Origin of the sequence: Streptomyces sp. Ru72 (assembly GCF_002920635.1) — a bacterium.
Classification (GTDB): domain Bacteria; phylum Actinomycetota; class Actinomycetes; order Streptomycetales; family Streptomycetaceae; genus Streptomyces.
Window position 1 is genome coordinate 106521 of sequence record NZ_PQSR01000013.1, and the last position, 13694, is coordinate 120214.

Annotated in this window: 14 protein-coding genes; 12 read left to right on the forward strand and 2 right to left on the reverse strand. The window is 72.1% G+C overall.

From position 1 onward, the window contains the following. Positions 1-132: 132 nt before the first annotated feature. A complete protein-coding gene (locus C3488_RS09260; protein WP_103838869.1) occupies positions 133-978 on the reverse strand; it encodes a pyrimidine reductase family protein in 846 nt (281 codons plus the stop codon). Positions 979-1015: 37 nt separating this feature from the next. Here C3488_RS09260 and zapE point away from each other — a divergent pair, with 37 nt between their 5' ends. From zapE to C3488_RS09305, 9 genes are all read left to right on the forward strand, one after another. Then, complete coding sequence (gene zapE / locus C3488_RS09265; protein WP_103838849.1) at positions 1016-2116, forward strand: cell division protein ZapE; 1101 nt, start codon at positions 1016-1018, stop codon at positions 2114-2116. A gap of 189 nt (positions 2117-2305) precedes the next feature. Continuing rightward, positions 2306-2707, forward strand: coding sequence for a hypothetical protein (locus C3488_RS09270; RefSeq protein ID WP_258053348.1), 402 nt, complete (start codon positions 2306-2308; stop codon positions 2705-2707). Positions 2708-2854: 147 nt separating this feature from the next. Further along, on the forward strand, positions 2855-3436 hold the full coding sequence (locus tag C3488_RS09275; protein ID WP_103838850.1) for a carbonic anhydrase: 582 nt from the start codon (positions 2855-2857) through the stop codon (positions 3434-3436). 8 nt (positions 3437-3444) lie between these two features. Beyond that, positions 3445-4929, forward strand: coding sequence for a SulP family inorganic anion transporter (locus tag C3488_RS09280; RefSeq protein ID WP_103838871.1), 1485 nt, complete (start codon positions 3445-3447; stop codon positions 4927-4929). Between the two features lie 144 nt (positions 4930-5073). Then, positions 5074-6102, forward strand: coding sequence for a slipin family protein (locus C3488_RS09285; protein ID WP_103838851.1), 1029 nt, complete (start codon positions 5074-5076; stop codon positions 6100-6102). A gap of 36 nt (positions 6103-6138) precedes the next feature. Then, the gene (locus C3488_RS09290; protein WP_103838852.1) at positions 6139-7026 is read left to right on the forward strand and encodes a PPK2 family polyphosphate kinase; all 888 of its coding nucleotides are present in this window, start codon (positions 6139-6141) and stop codon (positions 7024-7026) included. A gap of 73 nt (positions 7027-7099) precedes the next feature. Continuing rightward, complete coding sequence (locus C3488_RS09295; RefSeq protein ID WP_103838853.1) at positions 7100-7960, forward strand: polysaccharide deacetylase family protein; 861 nt, start codon at positions 7100-7102, stop codon at positions 7958-7960. A gap of 31 nt (positions 7961-7991) precedes the next feature. Next, positions 7992-8192 carry a hypothetical protein gene (locus tag C3488_RS09300; protein WP_103838854.1) on the forward strand — a complete coding sequence of 67 codons (201 nt, stop codon included), beginning with the start codon at positions 7992-7994 and terminating at the stop codon, positions 8190-8192. Positions 8193-8253: 61 nt separating this feature from the next. Further along, complete coding sequence (locus tag C3488_RS09305; protein WP_103838855.1) at positions 8254-8973, forward strand: peptidyl-tRNA hydrolase; 720 nt, start codon at positions 8254-8256, stop codon at positions 8971-8973. Positions 8974-9040: 67 nt separating this feature from the next. Here the strand turns inward: C3488_RS09305 and C3488_RS09310 are convergent, their stop codons facing one another. After that, positions 9041-10078, reverse strand: coding sequence for an NADP-dependent oxidoreductase (locus tag C3488_RS09310; protein WP_103838856.1), 1038 nt, complete (start codon positions 10076-10078; stop codon positions 9041-9043). 100 nt (positions 10079-10178) lie between these two features. On the opposite strand from C3488_RS09310, the gene C3488_RS09315 reads away from it, so the two are divergent. The 3 genes from C3488_RS09315 (at position 10179) to C3488_RS09325 (ending at position 13643) form a co-directional block, all read left to right on the forward strand. Then, positions 10179-11144: a LysR family transcriptional regulator gene (locus tag C3488_RS09315; RefSeq protein WP_258053349.1), complete on the forward strand. Its 966-nt coding sequence runs from the start codon at positions 10179-10181 to the stop codon at positions 11142-11144. A gap of 136 nt (positions 11145-11280) precedes the next feature. Beyond that, positions 11281-12585, forward strand: a complete 1305-nt coding sequence (locus C3488_RS09320) for a DUF692 domain-containing protein (RefSeq protein WP_103838857.1) — start codon at positions 11281-11283, stop codon at positions 12583-12585. A 296-nt stretch (positions 12586-12881) separates the two neighbouring features. Then, on the forward strand, positions 12882-13643 hold the full coding sequence (locus tag C3488_RS09325; protein WP_103838858.1) for a DUF4142 domain-containing protein: 762 nt from the start codon (positions 12882-12884) through the stop codon (positions 13641-13643). Positions 13644-13694 lie beyond the last annotated feature (51 nt).

Here is a 13694-nt window from a genome sequence, read left to right on the forward strand (position 1 = left end):
ACCGGCACGGGATCCGCGAGAACTAGTGTGCCCACCGAACACTGAACGGAACGGGTGATTCCACGCCGTCACCGCAAATCGGGAGCTTCCACCACGAAACGTCGCGTCGATGCGGCCGTACGCTCCTGTCCCTCAGGTCCGGCGGTACCGGCCGAACAGGAAACCCTCCTCCTCCAGCAACGACGCCAGCGCGAAGCGCCTGGGCACCGTGAGCGAGGGACCTCCGGCGATCCGCTGCGCGTCGCCCGCCGTGAGCATCGGGGAGACGGTCAGGCACAGCTCGTCCAGCACCCCGGAGACGACCAGCTGGCCCAGCAGGCGCGGCCCGCCCTCGGTGAGCAGCCGCGTCATGCCGAGCTCCGCGAGGGCGCGCACGGCTCGGACCGGGTCCACGCCCATGCCGTCGCCGGCGATCACCACCCGGGCACCCGCCTTCTCTGCCGCCGCCACCCGGTCCGGTGCCGCCGCGGCACCGGTGAGCACCAGCGTGGGCACCTGGGGCGAGGTGAACAGCGGCCAGGAGAAGTCCAGCTCCAGGCTGGAGCTGACCACGGCGATGGCGGGCACCGGGCCCTGTCCGGCCGCCTCCCGCATCGCCGCGAAGGCCTCTCGCTCGCGCGCCGGACGGTAACCCTCCTGCCGTACCGTTTCGGCGCCTACGATCACCACGTCCGCGAGCCCCCGCAGCGTGCCGAAGATCCGCATGTCGGCGGCGCTGGAGATCGGGTGGGACCGCCCTTCGTGCTGGGCGGCACCGTCCAGCGTGGAGACCATGTTGGCGCGCAGCCAGGGCTCCCGGCCGCCGGGCGGGGGCTCCGGGTAGGCGTAGGCCGCGGCGAGCTCCTCCAGCGACCACTCGCGGTCGACGGAGCCGCCCACCGCGCCGGCGCCCGGCGCCTGCCCGGTTTCCAGGGCCGGAGCACCCGGCCGGGCCGCCGTTTCGTCTGTCTCGTCGGTCACAGGGAACAGGCGTCGCATGTCGTGCAGTGTGGCACGACACGTACAGTGGGGAAGCGTGTCGTCCTCCACCGCCGCCTCCCGGACCGAACCGATAGCCGACGCGGCCCCGCTGTCCCTGTGCGCACGCGAGCCGCACGTCCCCGCCGACCGGCTCGTCGCCGAGATGGTGCCGCCGCCGCGCTTCGACTCGGTCCGCTTCTCGACGTACATCCCGGACTCGAACCAGCCCAGCCAGAGCGAGGCCGTCCGTGTCCTCGAGGGCTTCGCGACCGGGCTCGGCGGGGCGCAGTCCACCGGCAGGCGGGGGTTCCTCGGTTTCGGCAGGAGCAAGGCCCCCAAGACGCCCGCGGGCCCCCGCGGCGTCTACCTCGACGGCGGCTACGGCGTCGGCAAGACCCACCTGCTCGCCTCCCTGTGGCACGCGACCCCGGCCGAGCCCTCGCTCAAGGCCTTCGGCACCTTCGTGGAGCTGACGAACCTGGTCGGCGCGCTCGGCTTCCAGCAGACCGTGCAGACGCTTTCGGGCCACCGCCTGCTGTGCATCGACGAGTTCGAGCTGGACGACCCCGGCGACACCGTGCTCGTCTCCACCCTGCTCGGCAAGCTCGTCGAGGCGGGCGTGGCGCTCGCGGCCACCTCCAACACACTGCCGGGCAAGCTCGGTGAGGGCCGCTTCGCCGCGGCCGACTTCCTGCGCGAGATCCAGGGTCTCTCGGCCCACTTCCGCACGCTGCGCATCGACGGCGAGGACTACCGCCACCGCGGGCTGCCCGAGGCGCCGGCGCCGTACACCGACGCGCAGGTGACGAAGACGGCGTACGCCACCGCGGGCGCCTCGCTCGACGCCTTCCCGGAGCTGCTCGACCACCTCGCGCGCGTGCACCCCAGCCGGTACGGCGCACTGACCGACGGGCTGAAGGCGGTGTGCCTGACGGACGTCCGTCCGGTGCCCGACCAGTCGACGGCGCTGCGCCTCGTCGTCCTCGCGGACCGGCTCTACGACCGCGAGGTGCCGGTGCTCGCCTCCGGACTGCCGTTCGACAGGTTGTTCAGCGAGGAGATGCTGAAGGGCGGCTACCGAAAGAAGTACTTCCGCGCCATCTCCCGTCTCACCGCGCTCGCACGCGACGCCGCGAGCCTCGTTCAAGACCAGTAGCACCGCAGGGCCGTTCACGCATAGCAGACCCAAACTGATGTGCGGCAGTGGCGACTTCAGGCCATCCCCACCTCGATTTTTGGGCTTTCCTTTACCTGAAACGTAAAGTTAACCCTGCAAAGGCGGTTGCCGGGTTAACGTGTTGGCCAGACACCTGGGCGGACTGCGCGACGGGACGGGAGGGGACGCATGATACGAGGTACGGCCATCCGGTTCGTGCTCGCGGCCCTCTCCGCCGTCCTGCTGGCCCTGCAGTTGTTCGCACCCACCGCGTCGTCCGCCGCCTCGCACCACAAGACCCATGTGACCGTCGCCGAAACCCCGGAGGCGGTCACCGGTAAGCGCACCGACGAGGCGGACGAGGTCGTCACCCACGACGGTCACGAACACCCGGCGAGCCCCACCGGCCCGCTGCGCACCCGTGACCGCCACCGCGCGGCGGCGGACTCCACCCCGGAGCCACCCGCGATCGCGCTGCCGGCGAAGGACGTCACGGCCGCACGGTCGCATGCCGCCACGCCCGCGTCGCTGCGCATATCGAGATCGTCGACGGCTCACACCGCGGCGGCACTCCAGGTGTTCCGCTGCTGAGCCGATCACCCGGTACGGGCTGACATCGACCTCCCCTCACCACGCCACGTTGGCCGAGCGCGTCGACGTGGGTCGTGTCGCCGTACCCGCATATGCCACGTTTCGTACACCGACGCGCCATCCAGGGCGCGCCAGGAGGAACTGACAATGCAGCCCCTCATCGACAACGCCCGTGCGCACGGTCAGCGCCCGGAGCAGTTCGCACGGCTGGCCGAGGGCCAGTCCCCGCAGGTGTTGTTCATCACCTGCTCCGACTCCCGGGTCGTGCCCGCACTGATCACCGGAGCCCGGCCCGGTGAACTGTTCGAACTGCGCACCGCGGGCAACATCGTGCCTCCGTACGCCTCCGAGCACCCCACCAGCGAGGCGGCCACCATCGAGTACGCCGTGGAAGTCCTCGGCGTCCAGGACGTCGTGGTCTGCGGCCACTCCCACTGCGGAGCCGTCGGCGCGCTGGTGCGCGGCGACGACCTGACCGCCGTACCGGCCGTGCGCGACTGGCTCGCGCACGCCGCGCCCGAGCCTCGCTCGTCCGCCGCGGACGACCCGACGGTCGCGGAGGCCGTGCAGAACCACGTGCTCGCGCAGCTGCTGCGCCTGCGCTCCTACCCGTGCATCGAGCAGCGTGTGAAGGCGGATCGACTGCGCCTGCACGGCTGGTACTACGAGGTCCACACAGGATCGGTGCACGAACACCGCACCGAGACCGACACGTTCCAGGCCCTGTGAGCGACGCGATGACCAAGTTCCCTTACCTGAGGCAGGACTTCGCCGCCTCCATAGTCGTCTTCCTGGTCGCCGTGCCGCTGTGCGTCGGCGTGGCGGTCGCCTCCGGCGTCCCGGCAGAGCTCGGACTTGTCACCGGCATCGTGGGCGGGCTCGTCACGGGGCTCATGCCCGGCAGCAGCCTGCAGGTGTCGGGGCCGGCGGCCGGCCTGACCGTGCTGGTCTTCGAGGCCGTCAGCGAGTTCGGTGTCCCGGCGCTCGGCGCGATCGTGCTGGTGGCCGGACTGCTCCAGCTCGCCATGGGCTTTCTCAAGGTGGGCCGCTGGTTCCGGGCGATATCCGTCTCCGTCGTCGAGGGCATGCTCTGCGGCATCGGACTGGTGATCATCGCCGGCCAGATATACGCGGCGGCGGGCCTGAAGGCCCCCAAGACCGGCGTCGGCAAGATCGTGGGCCTGCCGGGGGCTTTGGTCGACGCCCTGAGCAGCACGGCGGCCCTGACCTCGCTCGCGATCGGCGCGGGCACCATCGCCGTCATCGTGCTGTGGAAGAGGATGCCCAAGGCCGCGCAGGCCGTGCCCGGTGCCCTCGCGGCGGTCGTGCTGGCCACGGTCGCCACGCTCGCCTTCAGCCTGCCGGTCGCCACGGTGAAGGTGGAGGGGCTGCTCGGCGTCATCCAGCCGCCAGGAGCCGAGGCCCTGGGTGAGCTGGCCTCCCCTGCCATCTGGGGCACGATCGTCGCGTTCACGCTGATCGCCTCCGCGGAGAGTCTGTTCAGCGCGGCGGCGGTGGACCGGCTGCACGACGGTCCGCGCACCGAGTACAACAAGGAGATGATCGCCCAGGGTGCGGGCAACACGGTGTGCGGTCTGCTCGGCGCCCTGCCGATGACCGCGGTGATCGTGCGCAGCTCCGCCAATGTCAACGCGGGCGCGAAGACCAAGGCCTCCCGCGTCCTGCACGGCGTGTGGCTGCTGCTGTTCGCCGCCGCGATGCCGTGGGCCCTGGCGCTGATCCCCATTCCCGCCCTCGCCGGCATTCTGGTCCACGCCGGCTGGAAGCTGATCCCGTTCCGGCAGGTCGCGTCACTGTGGCGGTCGCACCGGGGCGAGGCGCTGATCCTCGTGGTCACGGCCGTCTCCATCGTCGCGGTGAACATGTTCGAGGGCGTGCTGATCGGTCTGGCCCTGTCGGTCGTCAAGACCGCCTGGGAGGCGTCGAAGGTCAAGCTGGAGGTCATCGACAAGGGCGCCGGCCCCATTCAGGCGTACCTCTCGGGCAACGCGACGTTCCTGCGGCTGCCGAAGATCCTCGACAGCCTTGAGGCCCTCCCGCAGGACCGGCCCGTGGAGCTGGACCTCTCCGGGTTGCACCACCTGGACCACGCCTGCCGTACGGCCCTGGACAACTGGGCGGAGCGGCACAGCACGGCGGGGACCGAGCCGGTGCGGATGACGTCCGGCACGGAGCCGTTGCAGGTGGCGTCCGGCACCTGACGATCCGGGGCCGCTCGGCCCCCGACCCCCTGGGGCCCGCCGGTGGTGCATCGGCGGGCCCTCGGCCGTCCCTCGCCTGGTGGGCTCCCGCGGAACTATCGTGGCAAGTGCACACATACCGGGCCTCTCGACGAGGGGGTCGTCATGCTCCAGGAGCTGGTGGGTGCCTTGGTGGGGGCCGGCATCGCGGGACTCGTGGGCCTCGCCTCGGCGGCACGGATCGTCAAGCAGTACGAGCGCGGGGTGGTCTTCCGCTTCGGGCGGCTCCTCGGCGCGCCCCGGCCGCCGGGCTTCACCCTGATCGTTCCCGTGATGGACCGGCTGCAGAAGGTCAACATGCAGATCGTGACGCTGCCGATCCCCGCGCAGGAGGGCATCACCCGGGACAACGTGACCGTCCGCGTGGACGCCGTCGTCTACTTCAAGGTGGTCGACCCCGCGAACGCGCTGATCCAGGTCGAGGACTACCGATTCGCGGTGTCGCAGATGGCACAGACCTCGCTCCGCTCGATCATCGGCAAGAGCGATCTGGACGATCTGCTGTCCAACCGCGAGAAGCTCAACCAGGGCCTGGAGCTGATGATCGACAGTCCGGCCGTGGGGTGGGGCGTGCAGATCGACCGGGTCGAGATCAAGGACGTGTCGCTGCCGGACGCGATGAAGCGGTCGATGGCCCGGCAGGCCGAGGCCGACCGCGAACGCCGCGCGCGCATCATCAACGCGGACGCGGAGCTGCAGGCCTCCAAGAAGCTGGCGGAGGCCGCCGGAGTGATGTCCGACCAGCCCGCCGCGCTCCAGCTGCGGCTGCTGCAGACGGTGGTGGCGGTCGCGGCCGAGAAGAACTCGACGCTGGTGCTGCCGTTCCCGGTGGAGCTGCTCAGGTTCCTGGAACGGGCGGCACAGCAGCACGAAGCGCAACCGGCGGCAGAGGGTGCCCGCTCCCCCTCGCCGACGGCCGCACAGTCACCACCGGCGGTCACGGCCGGGCAGCCGGCGCCGGACGACGCCGCGGCCCCCCGGGAACCGGAGGCCGAGGACCCGCTTGCTCCGCTCGCTCCCCCGCCGACGAGCGAGCCCGAGACCGACCTCCCGGAGGAGGCGACCCGCGACCTCCCCGAGGAAGCGACCCGCGCACTGTTGTCCTCCGAGAACGCGGTGACGCCTCCGTTCTAGGACCCGGATGCGTGCGGCCGTCGACCAAGGTGCGCCATGGCGAAGAAGCGCGACGAGGCCCCGCTGCGTGACCTGCTCCGCCTCCCCGTCGGCGAGCCCGTCGACCTGACCGCCCACGACGCCGGAGGGACGCCCGGCGGTCCCGGCGACAAGGCCGCCGGGCTCGCGGCCACCACCCGTACCGGCAAGGACCTGGCCGGCCTGCAGGAACGCCTGTGGGCCGCGGCGACCGCCGGGGACCGCCGCCGGGTCCTGCTGGTGCTCCAGGGCATGGACACCAGCGGCAAGGGCGGCACGGTCAAGCATGTCATCGGCCTGTTGAACCCGGCGGGCTGCCGCATCCACGCCTTCAAGTCGCCGACGCCCGAGGAGCGGCGGCACGACTTCCTCTGGCGTGTGGTGAAGGCACTCCCGCGCCCCGGCGAGATCGGCATCTTCGACCGCTCGCACTACGAGGACGTACTGATCGCCAAGGTCCGCTCGCTGGCTCCGTACGACGAGATCGAGAGCCGCTACGACCGGATCAACGGGTTCGAGACGTCCCTCACGGACGACGGGGTGACGATCATCAAGTGCTTCCTGCACATCTCCTACGAGGAGCAGCGGCGCCGCCTGCTCAAACGCCTCGACAAGCCGCACAAGCGGTGGAAGTTCGCCCCCGGCGACCTCGACGAACGGGCCCTGTGGCCGGCCTACCAGCGGGCGTACGAGACGGCCCTGACCCGCTGCGCCACCCCGGCCGCGCCCTGGTACCTGGTCCCCGCCGACCACAAGTGGTACCGCAACTGGGCCGTCAGCAGCCTGTTGCTGGAACACCTGCGCGAGCTGGATCCTCAGTACCCTGCGGCGGACTTCGACGTGGACGAGTACCGCGCCCTGCTGGCGCAGGGCGCGGCCCGGCCGCGGTCCCGGCCGGGCGGGTGACACGACGTACCACTACGCCCGAGAAACACGATGCATCCGCTTTTGAGGGGAATCGGCACCTTACGTTCGTAGGGTGATCCCTCTTGTGCGACGTATCGCCTGCCTTGCCGCCCTCTGTGCCCTCGGCACCGCGCTCGCCGCCTGCGGAGCCGACGACGCCCCCCGGCGCCCCGCGCGGAGCGCCACCGACCTTCCCGACTCACCCTCGGCGGCCCGCGGCACGAGGCCCTTGCCCGCGCCGGGGCCCGCTGGAATCGCCCCCGTGTTCCAGAAGGGTGCGACGCGCGACAAGACCGTCGCCCTCACGTTCGACGCGGACATGACCGCCGACCAAGGAGAGCGGGCGGAGAACGGGGAGGCTTTCGACAACCCGGACCTGATCGACACGCTGCGGGACCTGGAGGTGCCGGCGACCGTGTTCATGACGGGGCGCTGGGCGGACCAGTACCCGGACGAGGCGCGGGACATCGGTGAGGACCCGCTCTTCGAGGTCGGCAACCACTCCTACAGCCACTACTCCTTCACCCGTAGCTGCTACGGCCTGCCGGTCCTGCCCGAGAAGCAGCAGCGCCCGGACGTGGAGCGTGCGTCCACGGCGATTCGCAAGGCGGGCGTAACCCATGTGATGCCGTACTTCCGCTTCCCCGGCGGCTGCTACGACGACCGGGCCCTGCGGGCGATCGGCCCCCTCGGGCTCACGGCCGTCCAGTGGGACGTGGTGAGCGGGGACGCGTTCGCCACGGACGCGAGCCGGGTCGCGCGGCAGGTGCTGGAGGGGGTGCGGCCCGGCTCCGTGGTGGTCATGCACTGCACCCGCAGCGTGGCACCGGTGACGGAGGAGGCGGTGCGGGCGGTGGTGCCCGAGCTGCGGAGGCAGGGGTACCGGCTCGTCAAGGTCTCCGAGTTGATCGGGGGCGCGACCCGGCACCGGTAGGGACCGCGCCGGGTGTGCCTACGCTGGGGGCATGAGCGATGACCCCGACAACACGGCCTACTGCGGCACGGACACCCCGCACCCGGACCGGGCGCCCGAGGCGGGCGGCCCGCCGTTCGCCGACTGCGTGCTGTGCCGCGAGCCGACGGAGTACCCGGAGTCGTACCAGGGGATCACGCTGTGCCCCGTCTGCGAATGGCAGGAGGCCCAGCGCACGGCCTGCTCCGGGTGAGCCGGCAGGCCCCCACCCGCCACCGGTATCCCCCGGTCTTCCGCCTGGCAGACTGGACGCCGTGAGCAGTGACCAGACCCGCCAGGACAGCCCGTTCCGCTCCGAGCGCACCGCGCGCGACGAGGCGCCGCAGTTCGTTCTGCCGCTCGTCGTGCGCATCGAGCGCGCCGCTCCCCCGGCCCGCACGGACGCAATGGAGACGGCGGCGCGTGCCGTGCTCGTGATCCTGAGCGACGCGCGTTCGCTGGGCGAGGGAGAGTGGGCGAGGGCTGTGCGGGACTGGCAGGACGCGCGGATCCGCAAGGTGGTGCGGCGGGCGCGCGGCGCGGAGTGGCGTCGGGCCGAGGCGCTGCCGGGCATCACGGTCACCGGCAAGTCGGCGGAGGTCCGGGTCTTCCCTCCGGTCCCGCTGGACGGCTGGCCGAAGGACCTGGCCCGACTGCAGGTCTCCGGTACGGACCTGGAGGACCCGGAGCCGCCGCTGGAGGCCGACCGGACGGCTCCCGTGCTGTGGCTGAACCCGGACCTGGAGATGTCGGCCGGCAAGGCGATGGCCCAGGCGGGTCACGGTGCCCAACTGGCCTGGTGGGCCCTGCCGGAGGACGAGCGAGCGGCCTGGCGCGACGCCGGTCTCCCCCTCGCCGTCCGCACGGCTCCCCCGTCCCGCTGGCAGGAACTGACCACGGCGGGCCTGCCGTTGGTACGTGACGCCGGCTTCACGGAGATCGCCCCGGGCAGCTGCACGGTGGTGGCGGACCATCCGGCACTGCGGGGCGACTGACCGGCGGGCGCCGCCGCGAGCCCCCGCGCTGCGGGCCGCACGGCTCGTTCCTCCTCCGCCGGATCACTCAGAGCCGCTGGCCGGAGCGGCCGGACGGGGCTTCCACACGGTCCCGCACGATGATCTTGCCGGTGTTCTCTCCGCGCAGCATCCCCAGGAACGCGTCCACGATGCCCTCGAACCCGTCGACCACCGTCTCGTCCAGGGCGAGTCGGCCGCTCTGCAGGTGTGGCACCGCGAACTCGTACAACTCCTCCTGGACGTCCCGGTGGTTGCTGACCAGGAAGCCCTCCATGCGGATGCTCTTCTCCACGATGTCCGCGTGGTCGAAGCGCGGCGGGGGCGCGTCGGGGGTGTTGTACTGGCTGATCGTGCCGATACGGACGATGCGACCGAACTCGCGCAGCGCTCCCACCGCCGCGGACAGTTGCTCGCCGCCGACGTTGTCCATGAACACGTCGATGCCGTCCGGCGCGACCCTGCCGAGCAGGTCGGCGGCGGGCCCGTCGTGGTAGTCGAAGACGGCGTCGTAGCCCACTTCCCGGACGAGGTGACCGGCCTTCTCCGCCGAGCCCGCGCTGCCCACGAGCCGTCCGGCGCCGAGCAGCCTGGCGAACCTCCCGGTCGCCGTGCCGACCCCGCCCGCAGCGGCCGACACGAACAGATCCTCGCCTTCCCGGAGCCGGGCGATCCGGGTCAGGCCCACATAGGCCGTCAGGCCGGTGCCGCCGAGGATGCCCAGGTACGCGGTCAGCGGCACCCCGTCGAAGCGCGGCAGCCGCCGGATCTCCTCCGGAGTGACCACCGCGTGCGTGCGCCAGCCGTGCCGGTGGAACACGATCTCGCCCTCGGCCAGGTGAGGTGTGCGCGAGGCGATGACCCGCCCTATGGTGCGGCCCTCCAGCGGTGCGCCGAGCGCGAAGCCGCCGGGCACGTCGTCCATCATCTCGCGGTGGTAGGGGTCGACGGACCAGTAGAGGTTGCGCACGAGCGCGCTGCCGGTGTGGGGATCGGGAAGCGCGGAGTCGACGTAGGCGAAGTGCTCGGCGGTGGGAAAGCCGTGCGGTCGAGCGGTCTGGTGCACGGTGAGCGCGGTCTCGTTCATGGCCGGACCGTAGGGCGGGAATGCCCCTGCCGGGCAGCCGGTTGGGCTCATGCGACACGCCGTTCCATGAGCAGTTCTCATACCCCGAGGTGAGCGCCCCGTGGCCCGTACGACCGACTCCGTTCTCGCCCCGCACGAACTGCGCATACTGGTGGCGGTCGCGGACTCCGGCGGTTTCTCGGCCGCGGCCGGCGCGCTGGCTCTGACGCAGTCGGCGGTCTCCCACTCGGTGCGCGGCAGCGAGCGCAAGATCGGCGCCCTCCTGTTCGAGCGCGGCCGCACCGGCGCCCGCCCCACCCCTGCCGGGGTGAAGGCCGTCGCTCACGCCCGCCGCATCCTGCGCCTGCTGGACGTCCTGACCGCCGAGGCACGCGGCGCGGCCCGGCAGGACGCGGTGGAGGGGGCGCTGCGCATCGTGACCTTCCGCAGTGCGGCCCTCCAGTTGCTGCCGCCCGTCCTGCGGCGGCTGCGCGCCAGGCACCCCGGGATCGAGCCGCGGGTGCGGATCGTGCGGGAGGTGGGGCGAGGTGCCGCGGGCGAAGTGGCCGACGGGAAGGCCGACATCGGCATCGCCACACTGGGCGGCTCGGTGCCGCTTCCCGGGGATCTGGTCGCGGGCGGACTCTTCGACGAGCCCTACGCCCTGGTGCACGCGGCGGGCCACTCCGCCCCTCGCTCCCTGCCGTTGGTCGACTGGGCCGAGAACTGTGGCTCATACACCCGCGCCTGGTGGGCCGCGCAGGACTGGATCCCGAAGGCGACCATCGAGGCCGAGGACGACGGAGCAGTGCTCTCCTTGGTGAGCGGAGGTCACGGGATGGCCATCATGCCCGCGCTCTCGCTGGTCGGAGCACCGGACTCGGTCGAGATCACCGATCTCGGACCCGACCGCCCGACACGCCGGGTCGGCTATGTCACCACCTCCGAACTGGCCGGCTCCGCAGTCGTGCGCGCCTTGGTGAGGGAACTGCGGGCAACGGCCTCCGAGGGCATGCGCCCAGCAGCGGACGCACTGCGGCTGCCGAGCCGGGACCCCGGCGCGTGGACGGTCGCGCGGCAGCCGTAGCGAGTCCGGCGGAACCTCAAATGTTGCTCTGAACGTCCCCGGTCGGCGGTTCGGCGCCGACAGCCGGGGCCATGACTCCGTCACCGCGACAGCGGGCGGTCCACGGGTGGGGGCTGGCCGAGCGAGGGAGGGGACGATGGAGCGACTGGGAACGGGCATCGGGTGGCGGCCGGAGATCGCCGGCGCGGTGGAGCGCATGCCGGGCCTCGACTGGGTCGAGGTCGTGGCCGAGAACGTGTGCCCTGGGCACCTCCCCGAGTCACTGGTGCGGCTGCGTGAGCGCGGCGTCACCGTCGTCCCGCACGGTGTGTCCCTCGGCCTCGGCGGCGCGGACCGCCCCGACGAGGCCCGGCTGGCCGCACTCGCCGAGCGGGCCGAGGCCCTGGGCGCGCCGCTCGTCACCGAGCACATCGCGTTCGTAAGGGCGGGCGGGGTGCTGACGGCGTCGCCGCTGCTGGAGGCCGGTCACCTGCTGCCGGCGCCGCGCACCCGGGACGCGCTGAGGGTCCTGTGCGAGAACGTCCGGATCGCGCAGGACGCGCTGCCCGTGCCGCTCGCCGTGGAGAACATCGCGGCGCTGATCTCCTGGCCGGGCGAGGAGATGACCGAGGGGCAGTTCCTGTACGAGCTGGTGGAGCGCACCGGCGTACGGCTGCTGATCGACGTCGCCAACCTCCACACCAACCACGTCAACCGGGGCGAGGACCCGGCGAAGGCACTCGACGAACTGCCCGTCGAGGCGATCGCGTACGTCCATGTCGCGGGCGGTTACGAACGCGACGGCGTCTGGCACGACAGCCACGCCCACCCGGTGCCGCCACCGGTCCTGGACATCCTGGCGGACCTGGCGTCCCGTACCGCGCCACCGGGCGTCCTGCTGGAACGCGACGAGAACTTCCCCGAACCGGCGGAGCTGGAGCGGGAGTTGGCCGTCGTCCGGGAGACGGTCGAGAAGGCCGCGCCCGGCCCGGGGACGCGTACTCCCCTGGCAACGGCAGCGAGCGGGCGTCCGGATCCCGCCACCGAGGCGGCCCGGCAGCGGCTCGGTCTCGCCCAGGCCGCGCTGCTGTCCTGTCTCGTCGCCGGCACTCCCGTGCCCGAGGGGTTCGACCGGGTGCGGCTCGGGGTTCAGGCGCGGGCCCTCGCCGCCAAGCGGGCCGGTGTCGTGGCCAAGGTCGCGCCCGAGCTGCCCGGCATCCTCGGGGAGGGGTACCGGTCCGCCTTCCTCGGCTACGCCCAGCGGCACCCGATGACCGGCGGCTACCGGCGCGACGCCCTCGACTTCGCCGAGCACCTGCTGCTCACCGGGCGGCCCGAGGACCACGAGGCGCGGCGCCGGCTGCGCGCGTGGTGGCTTGAGCGTTCGGGCCCCACGCCGCCGCCCCGGCATCCCGCCGCCCGTGTGCTCCGCGCCACGCGCCGGGTCCTGCTGCGCAGTTGAAGCGCCTTGCGGCAGGGCGCACCCGTGTCCGCCCGCCGCGTACCACTCCGGCGGGCGTTCCGGAGGTCGTCCCCGGGGAATGTGCCGTGGTTAACACAATGGTCGCGCCCTTCGAGGAGAGCGGTTGCTTGCCGCGGTTCGCCCCGCAATACCCGTTCTTGTGACTGGGACATTGGGTGGCTGATGACCGCTTTCAAGGTGCTTTGTCTCTCACGGCAGTTGGCGTATACGGCGCAGTAATATGCCAACTCGCACCCGAAGCGCACTAGCGTGCGGTGCCGCAAGCAGGAGGCACCATGAGATCCAGACCCGTCCGAGGCCGCGGCATCCTCAGCGGCACCGGGATCCTCATCGTCTTGCTCGCGGGGACCCTCGCCGCGCTGGTCTTCCCCGTCTGGTCCTACGCGGACCGCTCCGGCACCGGCGTGGACACTCTGAACGCCCAGTCCGTGTCGACCCAGTACGGTCCGCTGTCCGCGCTGGACCGCGACTTCGTCACCAAGGTCCGGCTGGCCGGGCTGTGGGAGCTGCCCGCGGGACAGCAGGCCGAGCAGAAGGGCACCACCGAGGCCGTCCGCATCGCGGGCGAGCACCTGGTGCGGGGGCACACCTTCCTGGACGCCCGGGTCCGCGACGTCGCCGCTCGGCTCGGCCTCGCCCTGCCCAACCAGCCGAACGCCCAGCAGCGCCAGTGGCTCGACACCCTCGACGCCGCCCAGGGCGAGGAGTACGACCGCGACTTCGCCAACCTGCTCCGCCGCGCCCACGGCAAGGTCTTCACCGTCGTCGCCCAGGTCCGCGCAACCACCCGCAACTCGCTCGTACGCGCCCTCGCCGACGACGCGAACGCGACGGTCCTGGACCACATCAAGGTCCTCGAGGCCACCGGTTACGTCGACTTCGACGCGCTGGCGCAGGACGCGGCCACCTCGAGCCCGCCCCCGCTCACCCATTCCCCCGCGCCGCCGGGGCCCACGGACGCCCCCGGGACCCCGGTCCCGGTGACCCCGTCGCCGACGTACACACTGCCACCGGCCGCGTCCAGCCCACCGCCGTGACCCACCGACGGGGGCGCGATCGGCCGCGCCCCCGTCGAAGTGCGCTCAGGC

What these genes read in the sequence shown, in the direction of transcription:
- C3488_RS09270 (WP_258053348.1), top strand. Translation starts at nt 2,306, where the DNA reads ATGATACGAGGTACGGCCATCCGGTTCGTGCTCGCGGCCCTCTCCGCC.
- C3488_RS09280 (WP_103838871.1), top strand. Translation starts at nt 3,445, where the DNA reads ATGACCAAGTTCCCTTACCTGAGGCAGGACTTCGCCGCCTCCATAGTC.
- C3488_RS09300 (WP_103838854.1), top strand. Translation starts at nt 7,992, where the DNA reads ATGAGCGATGACCCCGACAACACGGCCTACTGCGGCACGGACACCCCG.
- C3488_RS09325 (WP_103838858.1), top strand. Translation starts at nt 12,882, where the DNA reads ATGAGATCCAGACCCGTCCGAGGCCGCGGCATCCTCAGCGGCACCGGG.
- C3488_RS09290 (WP_103838852.1), top strand. Translation starts at nt 6,139, where the DNA reads ATGGCGAAGAAGCGCGACGAGGCCCCGCTGCGTGACCTGCTCCGCCTC.
- C3488_RS09275 (WP_103838850.1), top strand. Translation starts at nt 2,855, where the DNA reads ATGCAGCCCCTCATCGACAACGCCCGTGCGCACGGTCAGCGCCCGGAG.
- C3488_RS09260 (WP_103838869.1), bottom strand. Translation starts at nt 978, where the DNA reads ATGCGACGCCTGTTCCCTGTGACCGACGAGACAGACGAAACGGCGGCC.
- C3488_RS09320 (WP_103838857.1), top strand. Translation starts at nt 11,281, where the DNA reads ATGGAGCGACTGGGAACGGGCATCGGGTGGCGGCCGGAGATCGCCGGC.
- C3488_RS09310 (WP_103838856.1), bottom strand. Translation starts at nt 10,078, where the DNA reads ATGAACGAGACCGCGCTCACCGTGCACCAGACCGCTCGACCGCACGGC.
- C3488_RS09285 (WP_103838851.1), top strand. Translation starts at nt 5,074, where the DNA reads ATGCTCCAGGAGCTGGTGGGTGCCTTGGTGGGGGCCGGCATCGCGGGA.